At 54.4% G+C, this 22,918-nt stretch carries 17 protein-coding genes and 1 pseudogene; 5 read left to right on the forward strand and 13 right to left on the reverse strand.

Features of this window, described 5'->3' with window-relative positions:
• Positions 1 to 45: 45 nt before the first annotated feature.
• The 6 genes from HYD27_RS00320 to HYD27_RS00345 all read right to left on the reverse strand — a co-directional run bounded on the left by HYD27_RS00320 (position 46) and on the right by HYD27_RS00345 (position 7,587).
• On the reverse strand, positions 46 to 1,317 hold the full coding sequence (locus HYD27_RS00320; RefSeq protein WP_219210228.1) for a glycoside hydrolase family 125 protein: 1,272 nt from the start codon (positions 1,315 to 1,317) through the stop codon (positions 46 to 48).
• 28 nt (positions 1,318 to 1,345) lie between these two features.
• Positions 1,346 to 2,191 carry a carbohydrate ABC transporter permease gene (locus tag HYD27_RS00325; RefSeq protein WP_219210229.1) on the reverse strand — a complete coding sequence of 282 codons (846 nt, stop codon included), beginning with the start codon at positions 2,189 to 2,191 and terminating at the stop codon, positions 1,346 to 1,348.
• The gene (locus HYD27_RS00330) at positions 2,191 to 3,066 is read right to left on the reverse strand and encodes a carbohydrate ABC transporter permease (protein WP_219210230.1); all 876 of its coding nucleotides are present in this window, start codon (positions 3,064 to 3,066) and stop codon (positions 2,191 to 2,193) included. Before HYD27_RS00330 ends, HYD27_RS00325 begins: the two co-directional genes overlap by 1 nt.
• A gap of 113 nt (positions 3,067 to 3,179) precedes the next feature.
• Complete coding sequence (locus HYD27_RS00335; RefSeq protein WP_219210233.1) at positions 3,180 to 4,472, reverse strand: ABC transporter substrate-binding protein; 1,293 nt, start codon at positions 4,470 to 4,472, stop codon at positions 3,180 to 3,182.
• A 97-nt stretch (positions 4,473 to 4,569) separates the two neighbouring features.
• Positions 4,570 to 6,345, reverse strand: a complete 1,776-nt coding sequence (locus HYD27_RS00340) for an L-fucose isomerase (RefSeq protein WP_228744840.1) — start codon at positions 6,343 to 6,345, stop codon at positions 4,570 to 4,572.
• Positions 6,346 to 6,381: 36 nt separating this feature from the next.
• Positions 6,382 to 7,587 (reverse strand): ROK family transcriptional regulator, encoded by a 1,206-nt coding sequence (locus HYD27_RS00345; protein ID WP_219210237.1) that lies wholly within the window; start codon positions 7,585 to 7,587, stop codon positions 6,382 to 6,384.
• Between the two features lie 164 nt (positions 7,588 to 7,751).
• Between HYD27_RS00345 and HYD27_RS00350 the strand changes: the two genes are divergently transcribed.
• Genes HYD27_RS00350 through HYD27_RS00360 form a run of 3 tightly spaced genes read left to right on the forward strand, consistent with a single transcriptional unit; the run spans position 7,752 to position 10,529 of the window.
• Positions 7,752 to 8,909 (forward strand): glucosidase family protein, encoded by a 1,158-nt coding sequence (locus tag HYD27_RS00350; protein ID WP_219210239.1) that lies wholly within the window; start codon positions 7,752 to 7,754, stop codon positions 8,907 to 8,909.
• A gap of 19 nt (positions 8,910 to 8,928) precedes the next feature.
• Positions 8,929 to 9,879 carry a ribokinase gene (locus HYD27_RS00355; protein ID WP_219210240.1) on the forward strand — a complete coding sequence of 317 codons (951 nt, stop codon included), beginning with the start codon at positions 8,929 to 8,931 and terminating at the stop codon, positions 9,877 to 9,879.
• Entirely contained in the window at positions 9,876 to 10,529 is a 654-nt protein-coding gene (locus tag HYD27_RS00360; protein ID WP_219210243.1) for a ribulose-phosphate 3-epimerase, read from the forward strand. The genes HYD27_RS00355 and HYD27_RS00360 overlap by 4 nt, the downstream gene beginning before the upstream one ends.
• A 409-nt stretch (positions 10,530 to 10,938) precedes the next feature.
• Here the strand turns inward: HYD27_RS00360 and HYD27_RS00365 are convergent, their stop codons facing one another.
• The gene (locus HYD27_RS00365) at positions 10,939 to 11,190 is read right to left on the reverse strand and encodes a LacI family DNA-binding transcriptional regulator (RefSeq protein WP_219210245.1); all 252 of its coding nucleotides are present in this window, start codon (positions 11,188 to 11,190) and stop codon (positions 10,939 to 10,941) included.
• A gap of 136 nt (positions 11,191 to 11,326) precedes the next feature.
• Between HYD27_RS00365 and HYD27_RS00370 the strand changes: the two genes are divergently transcribed.
• Both HYD27_RS00370 and HYD27_RS00375 read left to right on the forward strand, forming a co-directional pair.
• Positions 11,327 to 11,707 (forward strand): FAD-dependent oxidoreductase, encoded by a 381-nt coding sequence (locus tag HYD27_RS00370; protein WP_219210247.1) that lies wholly within the window; start codon positions 11,327 to 11,329, stop codon positions 11,705 to 11,707.
• A 60-nt stretch (positions 11,708 to 11,767) separates the two neighbouring features.
• Positions 11,768 to 12,814: a glycoside hydrolase family 88/105 protein gene (locus HYD27_RS00375; RefSeq protein WP_219210249.1), complete on the forward strand. Its 1,047-nt coding sequence runs from the start codon at positions 11,768 to 11,770 to the stop codon at positions 12,812 to 12,814.
• 1,011 nt (positions 12,815 to 13,825) lie between these two features.
• On the opposite strand, the pseudogene HYD27_RS32830 reads toward HYD27_RS00375, so the two are convergent.
• From HYD27_RS32830 to HYD27_RS00405, 6 genes and pseudogenes are all read right to left on the reverse strand, one after another.
• Positions 13,826 to 15,129: pseudogene (locus HYD27_RS32830) on the reverse strand (glycoside hydrolase family 125 protein).
• A gap of 46 nt (positions 15,130 to 15,175) precedes the next feature.
• Positions 15,176 to 16,336 (reverse strand): glycoside hydrolase family 88 protein, encoded by a 1,161-nt coding sequence (locus tag HYD27_RS00385; RefSeq protein ID WP_219210252.1) that lies wholly within the window; start codon positions 16,334 to 16,336, stop codon positions 15,176 to 15,178.
• Positions 16,337 to 16,399: 63 nt separating this feature from the next.
• Positions 16,400 to 17,755: a hypothetical protein gene (locus HYD27_RS00390; protein WP_219210254.1), complete on the reverse strand. Its 1,356-nt coding sequence runs from the start codon at positions 17,753 to 17,755 to the stop codon at positions 16,400 to 16,402.
• Positions 17,756 to 17,777: 22 nt separating this feature from the next.
• A complete protein-coding gene (locus tag HYD27_RS00395; RefSeq protein ID WP_219210256.1) occupies positions 17,778 to 19,538 on the reverse strand; it encodes a sensor histidine kinase in 1,761 nt (586 codons plus the stop codon).
• An 11-nt stretch (positions 19,539 to 19,549) separates the two neighbouring features.
• Complete coding sequence (locus HYD27_RS00400; RefSeq protein WP_219210258.1) at positions 19,550 to 21,166, reverse strand: response regulator; 1,617 nt, start codon at positions 21,164 to 21,166, stop codon at positions 19,550 to 19,552.
• A 67-nt stretch (positions 21,167 to 21,233) separates the two neighbouring features.
• Positions 21,234 to 22,832 carry an extracellular solute-binding protein gene (locus HYD27_RS00405; RefSeq protein WP_219210260.1) on the reverse strand — a complete coding sequence of 533 codons (1,599 nt, stop codon included), beginning with the start codon at positions 22,830 to 22,832 and terminating at the stop codon, positions 21,234 to 21,236.
• Positions 22,833 to 22,918: the final 86 nt, after the last annotated feature.

Consider the following 22,918-nt stretch of genomic DNA (forward strand, 5'->3'; position numbering starts at 1 on the left):
ATGAGCGGCTGGCGCTTTCTTTTGCGGGTGAACGGTGCTCTTACCTTAGAGCGATTCCAGCCATTCCGTCACAAATAGCCCGAACAGACTGTTGGCCCAGCCGAACCACTCCCGCGTATACTCTTCCGGCCGGTCGGGGTCAAAGCTCTCATGCATCAGCTGCGTCCCTCCGGTGGTTGCGGCCAGCTGGCGGAGCAGCTCCTCTTTTTCCTCCAGGTCATTGGCCGTCAATCCCTGCATAATCAGGCCGATATGCCAGATATAACCGTACGGCGTATGCGGACTGCCGATTCCCCGGGCATATCTCCCGGCGAAGTAGTAAGGATTCTCCGTACTGAGCACGAAAGACCGCGTTCGCTGATACATCGGGTCATGAAGATCACGGTAGCCAAGATAAGGGATGGACAGCAGGCTGGGCACGTTCGCGTCATCCATCAGATTGTAGTTGCCGTAGCCGTCCGTTTCATAAGCGTAGATTTCTCCAAAGACCGGATGTCTGTATACGCCGTAATTTTCAATGCCGAACTCAATCTCGCGGCCCAGCTTGCCGGCTGCCGCCGCCAGCTCTCCATCCTTATAAAAAAGATCGGCATAATGCGCCACATGCTTCAGAATCACCGCCGCAAACATATTGGCCGGAATCAAATAGCCAAATTGGCAGGCATCATCGCTTGGCCGGAAGCCCGACCAGACCATGCCGGTAAAATTGGTCCGTGTGCCGCGTCCGTCAAAGGGGAGTGTATCCGAAGGCAGCGTCACTTCCAGCCGTTCGAAGGAGTATTCAGACTGCTCGTCGTGGTGCTGCTCGGTCCTCATCGTGGCCACAATGGCCTGCAGCATGCTGTGGATGGTCTCATCAAAAATACTGTCGTCACCCGTAGCCGACCAGTAATCCTGCAGCAGCTGAACCGGATAGCATAAGGAATCCAGCTCATATTTGCGCTCCCAGATCCACGGTCCCATGCGGGTGATATCCTGCTGATGTCCGGCACCGTTTCCCTCTTTATTAAAAGCATTCGCATACGGGTCCAGCAGCAGATACCCGGCCTGACGCATAATCAGTCCTCTGATCATGCCTGCCAGCTCGGCATCCTGCGCCGCCAGCTGTATATAAGGCCTGACCTGGGCCGAAGAGTCCCTTAACCACATCGCGGGTATATCCCCGGTGATCATGAAGGTCGTGCTGTCGCCCAGGCGTTCAATGGTCGTCTCCAGAGTATTGCTGTAGCATTGCTCGAATAGAGGAACCAGCTCCGGCTTTACTCTTTTCAGACCGGCCACCGTACTGGCGACCTTGCCGGCAATCGAACTGTACATGTGTCTCCCCGCCTCCTGTTCCAGTCATTCAGCCCTTCACCGCACCTGCGGCGATGCCTTTTACAATATGCTTTTGCATGAGAATATAAAAGATCACAATCGGTATCGTAGAGATGACAAACCCCGCCATGATAAGGTTCCATTGCTGATTGTAGCTGCCGTAAAAATATTGCTGGGACAGTGGAATCGTCATGGGCTTATGGTTGCCGTATACGAGAAAAGCGACCAGAAACTCGCCCCAGGCCCACAGCGCGTTCAGCACGGCAACGGTTGCCGTGATCGGCTTCATCAGCGGAAAGACAACCCGGAAGAACATTTGCAGATTGCCGCAGCCGTCGATGGCCGCCGCTTCCTCGATCTCCGTGGACATGGTGTGCACGTAGCTTCTGTAGAGAAAGATCGGCACCGGCATCCCCAGGGCAATATAGATCAGCACCAGACCCGCCGGACTTCCCGTGAAGTGAAGCTGGCGGGCAATCACAATCAGAGCCACCATATACACCTGGAACGGAACAAACAGGGTGGTCAGGAAAACCAGCATCACGCCTCCGGAGAACTTGCTTTTCCAGCGGGCGAGCGAATACCCTGCCAATGCGGATACCAGGACGGTAAGGGCCGTCGTGCAGGCGACAACCAGAACGCTGAACCACAGCGAGGAGAGAAAGTCATTATTGGTCACAATCGTCGCGTAGTTGGAAAAATTCACTTTGGAGGGCAGCGCAACGGTTGATATCAGCATTTCCGGCTTGGTCTTGAAGGAGTTCAGCACAACGATATAAATTGGAGCAAAAAACAAAAGTCCAAAGAACCAGACCAGCACATTTAACATGATCTTGCGCGGTGTAACCCTTCTATGCTGTGCGGGAGCCTTCATCAGATCTTCTCCTCCCTTGATTTCATGATTCTGGTCAGAACCAGCGTAATCACCGCAATCAGAATGAAGAAAATAGTCGATTGTGCCGTAGCAAGCCCGGTTTGATTGGCGTTAAAGGCCGTATTGTAAATTTTCAGCACCATCGTCATGGAGGCACCCGCCGGACCGCCCGAGGTCATGGTGAATGGAAGCTCGAACACCTTGATATGCGCAGCCGTGGAAAGAATCAGACACATGACGATAATGGGGGAGATCAGCGGCAGCTTGATTCTGAATAAAATATCCCGGGGCTTGGCTCCGTCAATCTTGGCCGCTTCCATCAGCTCATCCGGGATTCCCTGCAGGGCCGCCAAATAAATAATCATATAATACCCTGCGCTGTTCCATATGGCGGCCAGCGCCAGAGCAAACAGGACGATATTGGAATTCCCGAGAATCGAGCCGCGCCAGGCGCCGGGAAGCTGCAGAAAGGAGATCAAATCGGGAATCGCATCGCTGTACACGAATGACCACACATACCCTACTACCAAGAGGCTCATAATATTGGGAATGAAAAACAGTGAGCGGAGAAAATTCCGTCCCTTCAGCTTGGTATCCAGCAGCAGCGCCAGACCCAGCGATAAGAGATTGCCGAAAACAACGGCTGTGGCCGTAAAGATCAGCGTGGCATAAATCGTCTGCCGGAAGCTGCTGTCCATAATCGCCTCGCGGTAATTCTGCAGTCCCACAAAATTATTGCTTGTCCTCATGCCGTAAGCATCGGTAAATGACAGCAGCAGACTCTGGACGACAGGAATAATAAAGAAGACGGTAAACAGCGTTAATGCCGGCAGCAGGATCAAGAAGAAAAAGAAGTTTTTTCTTTTGGTTCTCATTGCTTTCTTCCCTCCTTTTTCAGCAAGCATGAACCGGACGACAGCAAATTTGAGAAGACGGATACTCCACAGACAGTGCACCCTGGAATATCCGTACAGTTTAAAAGTTTGATTTAATTGTTTTGCTCAATTTCCCGGGCTTTATCCCAAGCGGTGTCCAAATCGGCGGAAAGCTTGCTCCAGTCGGTTTTGCCCAGCATGTATTTCGAGAAATCCTCCCAGAGCTTGTCGGTAAATACCGATCTCAGAACTCTGTCTCCGTATGGCGTGAATTGTCCGCTGGAGATATACTCATTGATATCCGCTGCAATCGGATCATAATCCACGTTCACACCATTTACACTGGAGGAAACCTTGACAGTTTCCGACCAGATGGTTCCGGCTGTCTCCGTAGTCATGAACTCCAGGAATTTCTTGGCTTCGGCCGTGTGCTTGCTGTCTTTGGCAACCGACAGTGAAGTGTCGGGGAATACCAGCAGCTTGGCATCTTCCGGGTTCTCCGAGACAGGGAAGGCCATCAGGCCGATATCGGCATCCGGTCCCACCTGGCGGATCGGTTCAAGCGCCCATGATCCGTTGCCGTAGAACGCCGCCTTTCCCTGTGCAAGCATGGCATTGGCGTCATCATAGCTGATGTTGAAGGCATTCGAGGTATCACTGAAACCGTATACATAATCTTTGTGCAGATCAAAAGCCAGCTTCCAGTTGGCATCTGTGGCGATCTTGACACTTCCTTCGTCTCTCTGCTGGGACCAGTCCGGATTCTGTCCGAACACCGTTTCAGAAAACAGGGCAATCAGCGGCATGTAGGCTACCGATAAGTCCTTCGCTCCTGTGGCAAAGGCCGGAATGCCTTTTGCTTTGAGCGCTTCAGAGACAGCCTTCAGCTCGGACAAGGTTTTGGGAATCTCAAGCCCGTTGTCGGCCAGCACGGCTTTGTTGTAGTAGAAGCCAATGTAGCCGTTATCTATGGGCATTGCATATACTTTGCCGTCATAGATCGTATTTGCAGCGGAAACGCTCTCATTATTCAGGTTGGACAGAAAGCTCTCACCCGTTAAATCCAACAGGTACTCCGGCTCAATTTCCTTCATCCAGGTAACCAGATCCGGCATTTCATTGGAGGCGATTCTTGCTCTTAGTGTCGTCTTCAGCTGGTCGGAGCTCATGGATTGCAGATCAATGGTGATGTCGGGGTTCTCATCTTCGAACTTTGCGATGATTTGGTTGAACGCGTCCTGACCGGCTTGCTCCTGCTTCAGGGACAGAAGCTGCAGAGTGACTTTTTCGGTGGAGCCGCTTCCTTCGCCGCCTGTGCCGTTTGAAGCCGTATTTTTATCTCCGCAACCCGCCAGCGCCGCTGACACCAGCGCAACCGACAATAATACCGAGGCAATCTTTCTCATGTTGAAATACCCTCCCTTTTTGTGTGCAGCTTGTTGTATGTGAAGATCCGGAAGCGCCGGCCAAGCGCCCCCGGGCCAGGCACAACTTGCGTTAAGCTTACCTGCCGTACAGAGGCCCATAATTAGCGCAGGCTCTGTAATCCATACCCGTGGAGCTGTCTTCAATGCCAAAGGCCTGCCAGGCGCTTGGCCGGAACAACTGTTCCTCCGGCACATTATGCATGCTTACCGGAATCCGCAGCATGGATGAAAGCGTAATCAAATCACTGCCGATATGCCCATAGCAGAACGACGCATGATTCGCCCCCCATGCATTCATGACGGTGTACACATCGCGAAACGCTCCTTTGCCGGTCAATTCCGGGACGAACCAGGCTGTGGGCCAGGCCGGGTCGGTCCGCTCATCCAGTGCCCGGTGCATGTCTGCAGGCAAGTCTATTGTATAGCCCTGGGCAATCTGCATTACAGGCCCCAGGCCCTTCACCAGATTGATCCGGGACAGCGTGATTGGCATGCCTCCCTTGGACAGCAGCCGGCTGGAATAGCCGCCGCCGCGGAAGTATCCCCGGTGCGCGGGATGCCAAGTGGTTGCCTTCAGGCACCGCAGCAGCTCATCCTCTTGAATTTCCCAGAACGGCTTCATTGCAGGCCGGCCGGCCCTTTGCTGCTCGCCGCTGCTGTCCAATGCCACGGAGCCTGAGTTTTTGAGATGAATGACGCCGCCGCCGGCGTCTCCTTGCGGTCTGGTTCCTGTTACCCTCTCGATGGCATCCGCACTCCAGAAGGTGCGGATATCTACAAAGGCCTGGGCCGTATGGGTCAGCAGATGGCTGAACAGCATGGAAACGGCATTCAGGCTATCATTTTCGGTTGCCACGATGAAGGCTTGTCTGATTCCGTTCCAGTCAAAGGAGCTGTTCAGTATGGCTTCAGAGAAATCGCCGTTGGGCAGATAATCATTCCAGTGGCGCTGGCCCTGGAAGCCCGAAGCAATCGACCCGTGTCCGATTGCTTCCTCCGGGAAGCCGAGCTTCGCGAGCGCCGGATTGCCAATCATCAGATCGCGGATAATCAACGTCATTTTGACAACGTAATCCCAGACCTCATCCTTCTTCGCGCGCGGGAACTGTGCGTCCGGTTCATTGTAATCCTCGCCTTCCCGGCAATTCTCCCGTGTCCAGGCAAGCGCGCGTTCATATTCCTCCGGGTCAAAGATATTCAATTGTATTCTCCGGCTGATCTCGCTCATATCCACGTATTCATTGCGCATACCCAGATAGCTTTGGAAGAAATCCTCATTGACGATGGAGCCGGCAATTCCCATGCTTACTGAGCCAAGCGATAAATAGGCCTTGCCTTTCATTTCGGTGACTGCCAGGGAGCAGCGCGTGAACTGCAGCAGCTTCTGCTTCACATCCTCCGGAATGCCGGAGTCTTCTTTGTCCTGAACATCGCGCCCGTAGATTCCGAATACCGGAAGCCCCTTCTGGGCGTGTGCGGAAATCGCTGCCGCCAGATAAACGGCACCTGAACGTTCCGAGCCGTTGAAGCCCCATATCGCTTTGGGGCGCTCAGGCACCATATCTATCGTTTCACTTCCATAGGCCCAGCAAGGCGTTACCGAAATGGTCGCACCTACATTCGCCATGCGGAAGCGGTCCTCCGTCTGCTGTGCTTCGGCCGCACTGGCTATACACCCGTCTGCGATTATGCACTCTACGGCTGTGCCGTCGGAATAGTGCAGATTCCCGCGGATCAATGCAGCCACGGCCCGGGCCATCTCCATTGTCTGCCCTTCCAGTACTTCTCTGACCCCTGCCACCCTTCCATCCACGACGGGACGGATGCCGATAACGGTTCTGCTGTTCGCCATGTGTGATTCCTCCTTCATTCCGCCTCGGTCCTGATGTCAAATTTGCAGGTTCAGCTGGGGCTTATGAAAAATATGATCAAATACAAGATAGCAGCCGCCCAGCGGATATTCCTCCTCCAGCAGCCTTCCTGCTGTGATTACCGGATTGTCTATATGATATTTCAAATACTCCATGGCCGTATTCTGAACGGCCTGGAACAGTCCCGAGCCCTCAATATTGGAGCAGCCGCCGATGACAATTTTGGGAATCTCAAATATCTCCACCATATTGGCAATCGCCGTTCCGATATATTTCCCCGCTTCCTCCAGAATATCGGCGCAGACACGGTCACCCTCCCCGGCAAGCTGCACCAGATTCTCCAGCCTGATTCCCCTGCTTTCACCGGTAAGCGGATTCTCCGGCAGCCCCTTGGATTCCCTGTATTTTTGAATCAGCGACAGCTCTCCGGCAAATACGTTAAGGCAGCCCTTGGGACCGCCGAAGCCCTTGGGACCGTTAATATCAAGAATCATGTGTCCAATAAAGCCAGCATTGCCGTTATTGCCTTCATATATATCGTTGTCAATAAAAATCGCGCTGCCTATCCCCGAACGCAGGCCGATATAGATGAAATCTTCATCCTGTCCCGTCATATAGAACCGCTTTTCCACCAAACCCATTAAATGAACATCATTGCGGATATATACGGGAAATCCCAGTTTGTCCTCCAGGGCTTTCTTAATATCGATGTTCCGCCAGCCGCTAATTCTTTCGATATATTTCGAGCTTCCGCTGTTGACATCGACAACGCCGGGGATTCCCAGGCCAACGCCTTCAATCTTGGCGGTATCCACCGCTGATTCTTGAATGAAGGAATGAATCCGCTCCGGCAAATCGCGGATAATTTCTTCCGCCGAAATCTCCAGCGGATAATCAAATTGCCTGGAGGCAAGAATCGTTCCTTTTAAATTGGCGATGGCCATTCTTACCTGCGGGAATTCAAAATCTGCACCCACAGCATAATAAGCATCCGCATTGGTAGTCAGCAGCACGGCCGTTCTGCCGCCCGTGGATTCGGCACGCCCCCCCTTCATAACCACGTTTTCTTCCGTAAGCTCCTTCACCGAATTGATGACGGTGGGCCTGCTCAGATTCGTTTTCTTCACAATGTCTTCCACCGTAATTGGCTCATAGGTAGTAATGCATTGCAGCACAAGATATTTGTTCGCCAGCTTCAAAATCCTAGTATTATTTTTCTCCAATACGTCCACCCTCTTTTTATGCAAGCGCTTGATAAACCCAGTATAGCAAGGGTCCAAACTTTTGTAAATATATTTTATTAAACTATTTTATCAATATATTATTGAAAACTATTTGATTTATGTTACAATGAACACAAAATCGCTTACACAGGAAGGTGACACTTATGAATACCACCGAAACACTGGAGCATTTGGGGCAAATAACGCAGCGGCTGCTCAAAGGCTGCCTTACTCCGGCACAGGACGGCACTCCTCTTTTTACGCCGGATGGAGTGGCCAGCTACAACGCCTTGTGGGTACGTGACTTTGCTTATATGGTGGAATATGCCGGTGAATATATTGAAGACCAGGATATTGAAAGGGCTATCATTTATATTGTGAAGGGCCGGCGCGAAGATGGCTGGATGCCGGACCGGATTTATGCCGACGGCACTCCGGTATATTCGGCAGGGGAAGCCGGCAGTCCGGTGGGCCGGGCGAATTTGGACAACACCCCCTTCCTTGTATATGCGGTATATCATTATCTGGAACGCCTGGCTGCGGAAGCCGCAGCAACCCTGTTCCGGCAGTGGGAGAGCCCGCTCAGCCGGGGACTGGACATTATTCCGCTCAGCGAAAACGGTCTAGTCTATAATAACCCGGACGATCCCCATTCACCCTATGGATTTACCGATACCATCGGCAAGACCGGCGAGCTGTTTATGGAATCTCTGCTCTTCTGGCGCAGCTGCAAGTATATGGGCGGGCTGTACAGCCGCTTCGGCAATGCGGAAGGGGCAGCGAAATACCAGCGGCTTGCACATGCCATTGAACAGAATATCGGAAGGCTGTACGCCCCGGAGCATGGCGCCTTTGTCGCGGCAGGCGCAGATTGCCGCCAGGTGGATATATGGGGTAATGCTTATCTCTTGTACATTGGCTTTCCGGCAGCGCTGTATCAGGAGAGCATCCTGGATTATCTTCAGCAGAATTGGCGCAAGTACGCCTATAAGGGACAGATCCGCCATTTGCCGCGGGGCGAATATTGGGAGCGGCTGTTGATTGAGGTCCAGCCCGGGGAGTATCAGAACGGAGCTTACTGGGCAACCGCGTCCGGTTGGGTCATCTGGTGCCTTGCCCAACGGGAAGGCCTGATTGCCGCGCAGATCACAAGGGATGCTGTCCGCAGCTTCGATCAAGACGGCATATTCGAATGCATCAATGAAGACTACACCAAGCTGGACAGCTTTGTGGTCAGCGCAGCCAATGTATACGGGGCGGTCAAACGGCTGGTGGAATATGAAAAGAAGCTTTCATATATTCAGGCTTTGGAAGAAGTATAGACCACAGGAGGGGAAGACCATGGAACGAGCCAAACGCATACTGGTGGTTGGCAGTTCAAATACCGATATTATGATGCATGTCCCCCGCAACCCCCGCAGCGGCGAATCCCTGATTATCCGGGACCAGTTCACCGGAATTGGCGGCAAAGGCTCCAACCGGGCCATTGCCCTCTCCCGGCTTGGGGCTGATGTGCAGTTCTGCTGCAAGCTCGGCATGGATGCCGGAGGCCGGGCCATTGCACTGGCGTATGAACGGGAGCAATTATCCACTGAGCTGATCCTGTATGATGAACAGCTTGGCACCGGCACTGCGTACGTGCTTATTGATGATAACGGGAGCAATACGATTCTTTCCTATATGGGCGCCAATGATTCCTTCAACCGCAGCGACATCGCCAGGCTGACCGCCCTTCTTCCCCGGTTCCAGTATTTGTCCCTTGAACTGGAATGCAGCCTGTCCTTAATAGAAGAGCTGATGCACCAGGCGGGACAGCTGGAGCTGTGCGCCATCGTCGACGCAGGCCCCGCAAGGGATATAGCTCTCAGCACCTTTCGCAATGCCTATATTCTCAGTCCGAATGAGACAGAAGCCGCGCAGCTGACGGGCATTGAAATTATAAAGGAAGCCGATGCCCGCGAGGCCTGCCGCAAGCTGTACGAGAGCGGCTGCGGCAACGTGCTGCTCAAACGCGGGAGCCGGGGCGCTCTGCTGTATGACGGGGCAGAGTTCCTGCAATTCCCTGCTTATCCCGCCGGCCAGGTGCTGGATACGACAGCGGCAGGCGATTGCTTCATGGCTGCCCTGACCTACGCTTTGACACTTCATTCCAATCTGCCCCGGGCCGTTCAGTACGCCAATATTGCTGCGGGCATCTCCGTCACCCGCCGGGGAGCCATCGCATCCCTCCCTTGGCGTGATGAGGTTTCCGCTGCCTGTGCCCGGGCCGAACAGGAGGGTTACTTACAATGACAAGCAAGCTGTCCTTATCCATTATGTGCGCCGACCCCTTATACTTGGGCGAAGCGCTGCAGGAGGCCAAGCAGTCCGGCGCCGAATTCATTCATGCAGATATTATGGACGGAAATTTCGTGAATAACATTACCCTCGGCTACGGCCAGATCAAACGGATAGCCGAGGTTTCCAGCATCCCCGTTGAAGTCCATTTAATGGTCAGCAACCTGGATGCCGCGCTGCCCGAGGTGCTGGCCACGCATTGCACTCATGTATCCTTTCATATCGAGGCTACAAATCATCCGGTCAAATATTTGCGGCAGATTCATGCGGCGGGCAAAAAAGCCGGCATTGCCCTCAACCCCCATGCTCCGGTTCAATTTCTGGATAATATCAGGGATTACCTGGACTACGTGCTCGTAATGACTGTGGAGCCGGGCTTTGCCGGACAAAAGTTCCTGGACAACGCCGCACCCAAAATCCGCAGCATCCGCGAAATCATCGGCGGGGATAAAGATATTGTCGTCGACGGCAATATCAGCACAGTCAATGCCCTGCTCTGCCAAAAGTACGGAGCCACTGTCTTCGTGCTTGGCACCTCGGTTGCCTATACCAATCAGCACTTGAACCTGAAGGAAATCAGCGATTTCCGGAAAGCTTTGCAGTAAGAATTTCAATTTCTAAAAATAACCCTACAAAGCCATCCATGCCGCTGACGCGGAACCACAGATTATGGAAATGGAGGTTGATTTTGTTGTGTTTAATTTCTTGCGGCCTTTAAGCGCTTATCCTCATCCGTAAAGTTATTTCCAGGGTAGTGGGGCCTTGGCTTCGACGATGACTCAGGACTTTTGCGGGGACCCCAAAACATATAAACCTGAATTTCGAAAGTGAATTGAACAGATCCAGAGAAATTCAGGATAAATTATATTCCAAAAAGGGGAGTGATCCAAAGCCATGAAATGGCTCTGGATCACTCCCTTTTGCTTTTATATGGCAGTCCCGGGTGGGTCAGTCCGTCCGCCGGCGCCGTTACCAGGGCCGGGCGATTGGATACTTGTTCGAGGCCGAAGCTTGTCACATGAATTCGGCAGGCATCAGCATGACGAACCGGCGCGGCTTGCCCGCCGCATAGGCAATGGATTCGGCGGCAAGTCCCGCTTCCTGCGCTTTGGTCGCATAATTCATTTCGCGGGCAGTGGCGAATACCAGCCTGCGGGTCGCTTCGGACATGCCCGGCAGCCCGCGCAGCGTTTTGGATACTGTGTACACGCCCAATCCCAGGCGGTCCGCCGGATCCCGCAGCGTAACCGCTTTTTTCCTCGGCACGTTGCTTCCCCCTTTACTTGGCAATCCTATTCTCTAATAGCCATCCTTAAATACCCCCCCCCCAAAACCGCCCAAAGTTCAACTAAAATCCCTTGCTCCTTATATCTATTATAAAGATAAGCTGTATATAGAAAGGATGATTAATGTAAAAAAAGAACTGCTGCATCTGCAGCCTGCCGCAGAGGTATACGACGAGGCGGATGTCGCCGTTACAGGGGGCGGCCCCGCGGGGACGGCGGCGGCAATCTCTGCCGCCCGCTGCGGACAGAAGGTTATTCTGCTGGAGCAGTCGGGGCAGCATGGATTCAGCTTCCAGCCGGAAGGGGAACCCTGCTCCGTCAAGCAAGGAAGACCATATTTATATTTAAGCCTCATTCATGCCAAGCTTCCTTGCTTCATCAGCACAAGTATACAATCCTCCAATAAATCCGAAAGGATCGACCAAGAAATCAAGAGGGCAGGCCGCTTATACTCGTTAATATCACTAAATCTTCGTGCTTATGCTTCTGAAGCGTAATTTACAGGTAACAGCCAGGGGCCTAAGCTCCACGAAAGATTACAGGAGGATTATCAGAATATGACAACATTGCCTTCACCCCAAACGCTTCAGCACGCGGCCCGCAAAGTTTACTCCTATATGCTCCGGGAGCATTCCGGCAATTGGGGAATGGACATGGCGCATTGGGACTGGGTTCCCGGCGTAGGCGCAGCCGCCATCCTGGAATATTACCGGCAGGATGGCGGCGGAGAGATTATGAGCCGGCTGTCGGAATGGGCACTGGAGCATCTGCACCAGTCCGGGCATGTAAAGGTTATTAACTCCATGGCTCCGTTTGCCATCTTTCCCGCTTTATACAACGCTACAGGCAATCCCATCTTTAAGGAGACTGCGGTCCGTACCGGTCAATGGATGCTGCATGAAGCGCCCAGGACCCGTGAAGGGGCTTTCGAGCATACCGTTACGGAGAAGGCAAGCTTCCCGGAGCAGGTCTGGGCGGACACCGTGTTTATGGCGGTGCTGTTTCTGGCCCGGCTGGCCCGGCTGACCGGGGAACGCGATTATGCCCGGGAAGCCGTCAACCAGCTGGAGCTTCACCTGAGACTGCTTGAGGATGAACAGAGCGGTGTGCTGTTTCACGGCTGGAACTGCATCACCGGGGACCACATGTCAGCCGCCAGATGGACAAGAGCCAACGCCTGGATTGCCCTTGCAGCACCCATGATTCTGACGGAGCTGGACGGATTGCTGCCGGTGCCTGCCTCAATTGCGGAGAGATACCGCCGCATGATGACAGCGGTGACCGGTTACCAGAGCCCGGGCGGACTCTGGCATACCGTCTTGGATCGGCCGGACTTCTATTTCGAAACCTCGGGGAGTGCCGGAATCGCAGCAGGGATATTCAAGGCTGTGCGGATGGGTCTGCTGGGCGAAGCGTTTCTAAACCCTGCCGGTGCAGCCCTTGATGCGGTGCTGGATACGATCCAATCGGATGGGGAGGTCGGCGGCGTTTCCGGCGGCACCCCGGTGATGCCCACTATAGAAGCCTACAATGAAATTCCCTGCATACCAACCCTCTATGGTCAGGGACTGGTGCTCATCCTTCTGGCCGAAGCCTTGAAGTGAAGCCGGTGCCGTGCCCTAATCAGGCAGAAGGGAACGGCATGCCCTATTCTCTCACAAGCAGAAACGGCTACGCCGTCCTTATAAGGGACGGGGTGTTTCAGCGGGAAATAGAAGGATAATTTAGTGGGCCAGCATATAAATTCTTATATTTCAAGGCAGCGCCATACTGGCGCAAGAACAAAACGGCTATGCCGTCCTTCATCGGGCAGCGCAGCCGTTTGCATTTCAGGTGTAAGGCCGGCTGCGGTTCCCCGGCTCTCCGGTTCCCCCGGCCGGCTGAAGCTCTTCCTCCCCGATCCCTCCAGACCTTTCTGCTGAGACCCGGCGGCCTAAGCCCAAGTGGAAAAAGGATACTTAATCCCCTACTTTTCCTTTTTCGCTTGCGTTAGGAGCTGCGGGGAAATTAGTACCCGCTTTTGTTGACAAAATCTCCACGGTTTTGGGAGTTTTGTCAACAATGTAGCGGTACTTTATTTCGTCGCAGTCTCTTAGCGGGAAAAAGGAAACCTAACCGATCCGTTTCTCTCCCTTACAGGGAATACGCCTGCATTAAGATGAACTTGAACCATTCATCCAAAGGGCAGCCATCTTAGTGGTAAAAAGGATAACTAAGGCAGCGCATTCGGATACTGGATCATCCCTAGTGGGAAAAAGTACAACTAATCCAGCGCATTCGGGTTCTAGATCATCCCCAGTGGGAAAAAGTACAACTAATCCGGCTGAAATCAGCCATTTGGGGGGAACGGGCCTCCATTAAGTGTACAAAATCCCACTAAAACCCTTTCAATCCAGAATTCCAGCCCATTAGTGTTACTTTTTCCACTTCGCTTCCGTTCCCTATGAACCTCCTTGCGTTCCATCAGCTTTTCCAAATTCTCCGGTTCATTCCTATACATTCAATTACCTTTTTGGCGCAAAACCAAAATCAGCGGTTGACGATTTGAACGAAGTCCGCTGCGGGTTCAACGGTGCCTTTTCTATACATAAGCGGATCATCCGGCATATATAAACTTAGGTCCGCAGCGGGATTTCGCCGTCTGCAACCTTCATAATCAATTCACTGCAGATGGAATTGGCCCAGGCAAACCAGGGGCGGGTGAAGTTCTCCGGATGATTGACATCAAAGCCCTCATGCATAAATCCCGTTCCGGCATCGGTGGTCTCCAGCATATCCAGCACCTGCTCCAGCTCGGCCGGATCATTGGACGTCAGCCCCTGCATCGCCAGGGCGATGTGCCAGATATAATTCACCGGCGTATGCGGGCTGCCGACGCCCCGCGCTTGATCACCGGCATAATAATAGGGATTATCCCCACTCAGGATAAACCGTCTCGTGTTGACGTAGAGCGGATCATCGGCCGTGCAGTAGCCGGGATAAGGCAGCGACAGCAGACTTGGTACATTCGCGTCGTCCATCAGGTTGCAGTGGCCGAGTCCGTCCGTTTCATAGGCATAAATCCTGCCGTATTTAGGATGCTCGACGACAGCGCAGGTCCGGATGCCCTCCTCAATCTCTTCCAGCAGTGCTTGCGCCTGGAAGCGAAGGTCCCCGTCATGCAGCACTTCATCGCAGATCTCGGCGATGTAACGAAGCACTACGGCGGCGAACATGTTCGCCGGTACCAGATAACCGTAGGCGCAGGCATCGTCGCTGGGACGGAATCCGCTCCAGGTCATTCCGGTATACGCCGCCGGAGTCCCGCGCCCGTCATGGTGAGCGTGTCGGTGTCCGGGCAGTCCGTCCGCTGGAAGGTATAGGGGGAGTGCGCGTGGTGCTGCTCTTTTTTCCATAAAGCCAATATATTCAGGATCGCGTTCTTGAATTCCTGATCCATGAAATCACTCTCTCCTGTAGCCCTCCAGAACAGATAGGCCAGCTGCACCGGATAACACAGCGAGTCGATTTCATATTTGCGTTCCCATACCCAAGGGTTGTGCTCGGTGAGATCCTCTGTATGGCCCTGACTGTCCGGCTTACGGTTGAACGCGTTGGCATAAGGGTCCATGTTAATGTAGAACATCTGCTTGCGGATCACGCCCTTAATCAATCCGCCAAGCTGCGCATCCCCTGCGGCAGCGCCGATATAATGTCTGAGCTGAGCCGAGGAATCCCTGAGCCACATCGCCGGAATATCCCCCGTAATCACAAAGGGCGTGCCGTCCTCAAGCCATTGCACCGTGGTTTCCAGGGTGTTCGGATAACATTTTTTGAAAAGCTCCGCGAGCTTGGGGCGTTCGGCCAATTTGCCGGTTACACGCTCAATCGTTGCGCTGACGGCTGTATTGGAAGGCTTCACAGTAATCCTCCATTGCATATAATATTATTTTATGAGATGACAGTGTTTCACCGATAGCTTGCGGCTACCAATAGCGCCTCCAGCCTTTAAGCACCCGCGTCAGGGCCTCACAGTAAAAGTAGTCGCCCCAAATTGTGCACTCGTCAATCCCCCATCCCCGCGGCTTGTTATAGACACCATGCTTCAAAATACCGTTTGAATGGGGGTGGTCCTTCGTCGAATACCGTTCTGCGAGGGTATGCAGCATCTCCAAAGCGGCTTCCCGGTATCCGTTTTTGCCCGGATCTTCCGCCGGCAGTTGGTCAGACAGCTCCAGAAGGCCGCAGACCGCAATCGCGGCAGCCGAGCTGTCCTTCTCCTGAGCGTCGCCGTCCGTGAATATCAAATCCCAATAGACGATGCCGTCCGCAGGGCGTTTAGCCAGAAAATAGTCGGCCAGCTGCCGGGATGCGCGGAGAAACGCTTGATCGCCCGTATACACGCAGCTAAGCGCAAAACCGTAAATCCCCCAAGCTTGCCCTCTGGCCCAGCAGGAATCATCGGCATATCCCTGGTGGGTGTTGCCGTACAGCGGCTCGCCCGTCTCCGGGTCCATATAATAGGTGTGATAGGAAGTATGATCAGGGCGGATCAGATACCGGGCCGATTGCACCGCGTGCCTGTGGGCCATCGCTGTATAGCGGCTGTCCCCGGTTTCTTCCGCGGCCCAGTGGAGCAGCGGGAGATTCAGCAGGCAGTCAATAATCATTCTGCCGCGCTGCTCCGGATCATTCAGATCTCCCCAGGCTTGAATGATGCCCGCTTCCGGAAAGTAACGGCCCGCCAGCAGTCCGGCTGCTTCCAGAGCCATTCCCCTGGCCTCCGGATTACCGGTAATCCGGTAAGCGGCCACAGCGGACAGGCTGTACAAAAAGCCCAGATCATGCGTGTCGACCGCGATCCGCTCCTCCACCCGCCTGCGGTAGCTGACAAGCTGTCTTTCTGCCGCCTGCCGGTACTTGCTGTCTCCCGTCAATTCATAAGCCAGCCAGACCATGCCGGTCCAGAAGCTGGCCGTCCAGTCTGTATTCCCGATCGCAGGATAAATCAAATCATTGCTTGAGGATGCAGGGAACAATTCCGTAAAAACGGGCAGGCTGCCGTCAATTCTGTCCACCACAAAGCTTAATGCCTGTTCAAAAAATTGCCGCCTCTCGTCATCGAGTTCAACCGGAACATTATGCATGGCTTTCCTAACCTCCTAAAATGGGCTGTGCTCTCTGGTTATTTCTATAATGAAATCAATAAGTCAGGCCTGAGGCTCCCTGCGGAGCGTGAGTCCGATTGTTCTTGGGCCACCGGTTAAATTGAATCTGAGGAAGGCCAGCTTATCCTTGATCAGCTTGATTTCGGTGCCTTCTGTACAAGCGCTGACCTCATAGCCGGCCAGATCCTCCCAATAGGCTAAGCCGAACGGTATTGTATTCCCGCTGCCGATCTCGAATTCCAGTTCAAGCTCCGCATCCGTCTTGAGGTACTTCGTCACAAACACCGGCGGAACAGCTTCCGTGAAATCGCCGTTCATATTCTGCTTGCCGGTATAATTGCGCAGAAGCCGGGGCCTGCATTCTCCCTCTACGAAGGAGAGCTGGCACTCTTTGTCGTAATAGAGAAAGGTTTCCGGCCAAGGGCCGAAGCCCACTCCGCCCAGAGTCATTGTATATTCATTGATCTCAGGCCGCATCGGATAATCATGGGTCAGCATATAGGACGGTGCCGTATATTCATTCTGTTCTTTATAGAGCCGTACAGCATGGGGCAAAGTCGTCAGCGTGATGGGATAGCCGGTAATATATTCGAAAAAAAGGTCCAGCATCCCCGCGCATTCCTCCACATGGGAAGCAGGAAAAACGGTGAATCTGTCAGTGAATTCCATCTCATGGCCTTCCTGCTGCTGAAGAAAAAACACCTGTCCATTGTGGTCCGTATTGAATAAGTATTCATCAAACAGATGCTTCCAGTAGCCGATATTCTCCCCCGTGCACAGACCGGCGCGGAGCACATCGTTGGGGTCTGTGGAATAGATGACCGGACTGCCCGTATGGTAGGTGGGGTTAAGATCACGTGCGGTCCACTCACAGGCGACCACCTTGCCCCGGCCGGGATGCGGTACCTTGAATCTGCTGCTGTCCACATACCAGGACCCCCAGGGAATCCCCTTATGGGTGATGCCGTCCCACCAGAATTGCTCATAGCAGTATCCCCACATTCCTTCAAATTCCAGCTCCTCCAGCACTTCAATCACTTCATTGTAAATCTTCCCCCTTGCGGCAACCTTGGTTGATGCCCACGGGAATGCCGATTGCAGCAGCGACCAATCCTCCTCCAGCCGCCGCTTCAGCACATCCTTGGACGAGCCGGCCTCCTCTTCGAAAAAGGGGCATTGCAGAATGACATCGTCGCCATAGGCGGCGTGCCACTCCCCGATCCGCTCGCGCAGGACCGGAATGGAGCCCCGGTTGACGATCCAGGTCACCGGAATGGCATACTTATGCGCAAGCTTCGCGGTCAGCTCAATGCCATCCAGAGCCACTCCCTTTCCCCAGTCTGTATCGTAATGGGCCGCATAGCTGACAAAGGTATAGATAAGACGTTCCGGTTTCAATACAATCCCTCCTTATAATTTGTTATCTGTCGTCGTTGCCGCCCGGGAAACGGAGGGTAACGGCAGTAAGCCTGTAAGGCTCGCTTTCCAGCTCCATAACCGCTTTCTCCCCGTAATGCAGGCGGAGCCGGGTGTAGACATTTCTCAGAGCATAGCCGCCCTTCTCCTGCCTGCCTGCAGAGACAAGTCCCGCTTCCACGGTCTCCTTGTCGAAGCCCTTGCCGTTGTCCTCCACCCGGCAGACGATGAATGTCCCTTCCCGGTACACGCGGATCATGATCCTGCCGGTATAGTCCTCGCTCTGGAACCCGTGAAGAATGGAATTCTCCACCAGGGGCTGGAGCAGGATTTTCAGCAGGGGCTGTTCTTCCAGCCCTTCCTCCACCGTGATCTCATAGGTGAACAGGTCCTCGTAGCACTGCTGCTGCAGGCTTAAATAGCGGCTGGCATGGTCCACCTCCTTGGCCACCGTGGTCAGATCATGGCCGTTGTTAAGTCCAAGCCGGAAGAGCTGGGACAGGGAGACGATCATCTCCTTTACATCCTCCTGCTTGCGGGATTCCGATTTCCAGAGGATCGTGTTCAAGGTGTTGTAGAGAAAATGGGGGTCGATCTGGGCCTGCAGCGCCTTGACCTCCGACATGCGCTTCTGCTTCTCCGCATCGGTGACATCCTGGATAAGCACTTCAATTTTTTCCAGCATGGTGTTGAAGCGCTCGCCCACCTGTGCAACCTCGTCCCGGTAATCGCTGGAGAAGCGTACGGACAGATCGCTGTCCCCCGCCCTGGCCATCAGACGCTGCAGCCGGTACAGCGGGCGGATCAGCAGACCGGTAATCCATTTGGACAGAATCAGCGCCAGCGGAATCAGGGCGCAGACGATAACCAGCGTCGCCCACCGGATATACCGGATATCCTTCAGCAGCACATCTCTCGGCTGGAAATAGAAGATCATCCAATTGTCCGGAAACGTCACCTTGGCCCAGTTGACCAGATAATCCTTCCCGTCAAAGGTGTATTCAAAATGATTGCGTCCCGCGTCAACCTCACTCTGGAACGCCGCTTCCCGCGTCGGAGCCACAAAGGGCGAATCCCCGTCCATTACCGGATTTCCCGCCGCGCCGATGACCACGATGCTTCCGCTGTCGCCGACCACATTGGTCTCGGCATACTCCTTGATAGCGGATTCGCTCACATTGACCACCACCTTCACATCGGTACCCCGGTAAGCGGAGATCGGCTCGATCAGCAGGCTGAGAACATTGCTGCCGCTCTCGAATATCTGGTCGCTGTGGGCCGGATACCAGAGGGGCAGCGTCTTCTCCTGCATCGTCCGGTATAACGGGGTATCCTCAAAGGCGGTGTGCGTCCGCTTCGCGCCGGTGACGGAATAAAATTCACCAATGGGCGCGGACACAAGAGCCGACTCGATGGAAGGCTCGATCAGCTGCATCTGGACCAGCGGCACCTGCAGGGCATTGTTCAATGCAAAGTGGGAATAATAGCTGTCGTCCGTGCCGGGCGAGGCGCGCAGAATATCCTCAAAGGGCGGGCTCATCATAAAGGTTAGAACAGACAGCCGGACCTTGCGCAGCTTCTCCTCCAGCGCCTGTGCCGATTTGCCGATCATCATCTGGCTAAGCTCCGCCGTCTTGCGCTCCAGAAGCCGGGAAGCCAGATATTGGGAGGACAGGCCCGTGATCCATGTGGCCAGAATCACGATGGCCACGATGCCGATCCAGAGTCTCGTTTTGAAGGTGGAATTATGCAGCAGCGTCCGCATGCCGGGCCTGCTCATCCGCTCTCCGGCCGGTGGCCGTGGCTTGCGCGGAATTCCGTCGGCGTCCGGCCGGTCGTCTTCTTGAACACATCGCTGAAATAGGAGCGCTCCTCATAGCCGAGACTTTCAGCGATTTCTGCAATGGACTGGTCTCCCGCCAGCAGCAGCTTGGCCCGTTCCATCTTCGCCTGGATGACGAAGGCTGCGACGGACGACCCCGTCACCTTCTTGAACAGGTTGGAGAAATAGCTGGTGCTCAGATGGACGCGGGCGGCATAATCGCCTACCATCAGATTGAGGTGCAGGTTGTCGCGGATGTAGCGGATGGCCGCCTGAATGGCATCCTGTGCGCTGGACTGCAGGCGGGACTGAACCTGTGAGCAGCTCAGCTGGCACAGCTTCTTCAGAGATTCGCGCAGATCGCTCAGGACCGCCAGGGGCGAGGTCAGCGCCTTCATCAGCTCTGCCAGCTCCGGCCCCTCCGTCAGCTCCGGCACGGCGTTGCGGATCAGCGCGGCCAGTTCCACGCACATTGCCTTAGAGCTGTCCGGCGAAGGCAGCCCCTCGATCATCTCGGCGTTCTCCAGCAGCGCCAGCAGCGATTTCTCGGCCTGCTCGGCGTTGCCGGAACGGAGCGCATAGACCAGCTCCTTCTCCAGCTCCGCGTCAGGCCGCGGAAGCACCTCCGGGCGCTGGCGGATATGCTCCCAGAAGAACACGCTGTTGCCTCCGGTGTAGAAGGTGTAGGTCAGTGCCTCCACCGCTTGCTGATAGGCAACGGGAAGCTCGCCCAGCTCCTGGACCGTCCGGCTCACGCCGGCCGATACGGTACATTTGGAGTACCGCTCCGCGTTCTCCCGGCATTCCTCGGCGATGCTGAGCGCGCTTGCCCCGCCGGCCGGATTGACTAGGAGCACAAAACGGTGAACAGAGTCGCGGAACACAATTCCCCTGGCCACCCGCTGCACCGTCTCCTCCACGATGTTTTGCACGGCAAACCGCAGCAGCTCCGCCTCGTTCACGGGAATCTCCTCGCTCTTCTGCACGAAACGGTCAATCTCAAGCACGACGGCGGCAAGCGGCGAGGGCTGCATGTCGATCTTCAGAAATTCCCAGCGCTTTCGCAGCGTCTCCTGCCGGGCCGGGAAGCGGACCAGCAGGCTGAGGTACTCCTGCCGCAGCAGCGGCATGCTCTCCCTCAGCTTTTGCTGCATATCGCTCAGCCGTTCATTGTGCTGGCACTCAAGGTCCAGCTTCTCTGCAGCTTTCCTTACCACTCCGGCCAGCTGACTGGGAGTAAAGGGCTTGAGGACATAATCGAAGGCGCCCAGACGAAGCGCGTCCTGCGCATGGTCAAAATCGGAATAGCCGCTGATAAAAATAAATTTGGTCTGCGGGAGCTGCGGCAGCAGCTCGCGCATCATCTCGATGCCGCTCAGCTTGGGCATGCGGATATCCGTTACGATGATGTCGGGCAGCTTTTCCTTGACCAGAGCCAGACCTTCCTCACCGCTGCACGCAGTGCCAACTATCTCGATGCCCAGCTCGCTCCAGTCCATATCCCTGGAAATCCCGTTGACAACTGCGCGGATATCATCAATCACGACCATGGTAAACGTCCGCTTGATCATAGGTGCCTCCTCCTTCAAAAGCCTCCCCCGAATGGAGGAGGCAGAAACGGGTTCTTGGTGGTTATTATTATTGTTGCTGCCGGTAACGCCCGTAAGCCGTATTGTAGATTTCCAGTACTTCATCCAGCTTCAGCTGCTTCAATTGCTGTACAAATTTTTCATAGTTGCCTTCCACAGCCTCGCCGCCCATAAACCACTTCTGCGAGCTTTCCATCACATAGGTTTCGATTGGCGGGAACAGCTCCTTGATCCGCTTGTCTTCGTCAAGAGTGAAGCTCAGCTGCGGAACCTGATAGTCTTCGGCGAAATAATTATTGTCCACATACAGCTTGACGCCCTCCAGGGCGATCTTGTTCGTCCATTGCTCTTCATAGGCAAAGTCCTGATGCCCGCCGATGGTCAGCTGGGCTCCGGTGGTCTTGATCAGATAATCGACTACAGCCGGCTCATTCAATACCGTTTCGGTAAAGATCGGCTTGCCGTCCACCATGGTGTACGTTTCGCCTTCGATACCGAAATTATGCAGCCGGCGGCCTTCTTCTGTCCACCAGAAATCCATGTAGCGCAGTACTGCAGCCGGGTCCTTGGCATTCGCGGAAATCGCCCAGCCGGCATTGTTGCCCAGAGGATTACGCTTGGTCACTTCAAACACCTTGCCGGAAATGCTGGCCGGCGGCGCGATGGGGCGCAGAGAGAAATCCGGAATAGTCGGCTTCATCTTGTCGTTGAAATTGGCTGTGCTGGCGAACCAGTCATGTACGGAACCGCCGGTGTCATTGGCAAAGAGAATATCGCGCGCCGTATTTCCGCGGGTGAAGATTTCCCGGTCAATGAGCCCCTCCTTGTACCACTTGGCAGTTTCAATCAAGGCCGTTTTGTATTCCGGCTCGTTCGGTCCGTATACAATCTTGCCATCCTTCAGCTTGAAGGTGAGCGATGCATCCCACAGAGGAAACAGGGAGGCGAAGCCGGAAGTGGCATTGCGGGAGAAGAATGGCACTTCGTCCTTCTTGCCGTTTCCGTTAGGGTCTTGTTCACGGAAGGCCTTCAGCACTTCATAGTATTCCTGAACGGTAGTCGGAACTTCCAGGCCCAGCTTGTCGAGCCAATCCTGGCGGATAAACCAGCCTTCCTGGGCTTCTCCGTCGGAGACGAAGGGCACGACGTAAATTTTGCCGTCCGAGGCGGTAATGGCGCTCTTGATCGCTTTGTTCTCATCCAGGAACGCTTTGAAGTTCGGCGCATTCTCGGCCAGCAGGTCATCCAGCGGCGCAAGCGCGCCTTGGACGGCGATATTGTTGAGTCCGGACAGCTGGTAAGATACGATATCGGGCAGTTCACCCGATGCGAGCAGCAGGTTCCAGGCCTGGGCGTCGTCGCCGCCGGTCGGGGCGACATTCTTCAGCGTGACGCCGGTGGTCTTGGCTGCTTCCTTGAAGATCGGCATATCTCCGTTAATCTGAACGGCCTGGCTATAATAGTAGAAATTAAGGTTAAGCGGTTCCACATTTGCTGTCGACGTTGCCTCAGGTAATGCGGAAGCAGACGGTGTGCCCGGATCGTTCGCTGACGGGGATGGAGAAGCCCCCTCGTTGTTGCCGCCGCAGCCCGACAGCAGAGCGGCAATAAGCGCCGGTGCCAGAAGCAAGCTTTTCATGTTTCTCATGTACAATAATCCTCCCTTTTGTATTATTATATTGTATCCCTTTTCTATGCAAACAGGTATGCCTCTCGTTCAAGGCTTCCCTGGCG

The sequence above is a fragment of the Paenibacillus sp. S150 genome, from assembly GCF_019352175.1.
Taxonomy (GTDB): Bacteria; Bacillota; Bacilli; order Paenibacillales; family Paenibacillaceae; genus Paenibacillus_AQ.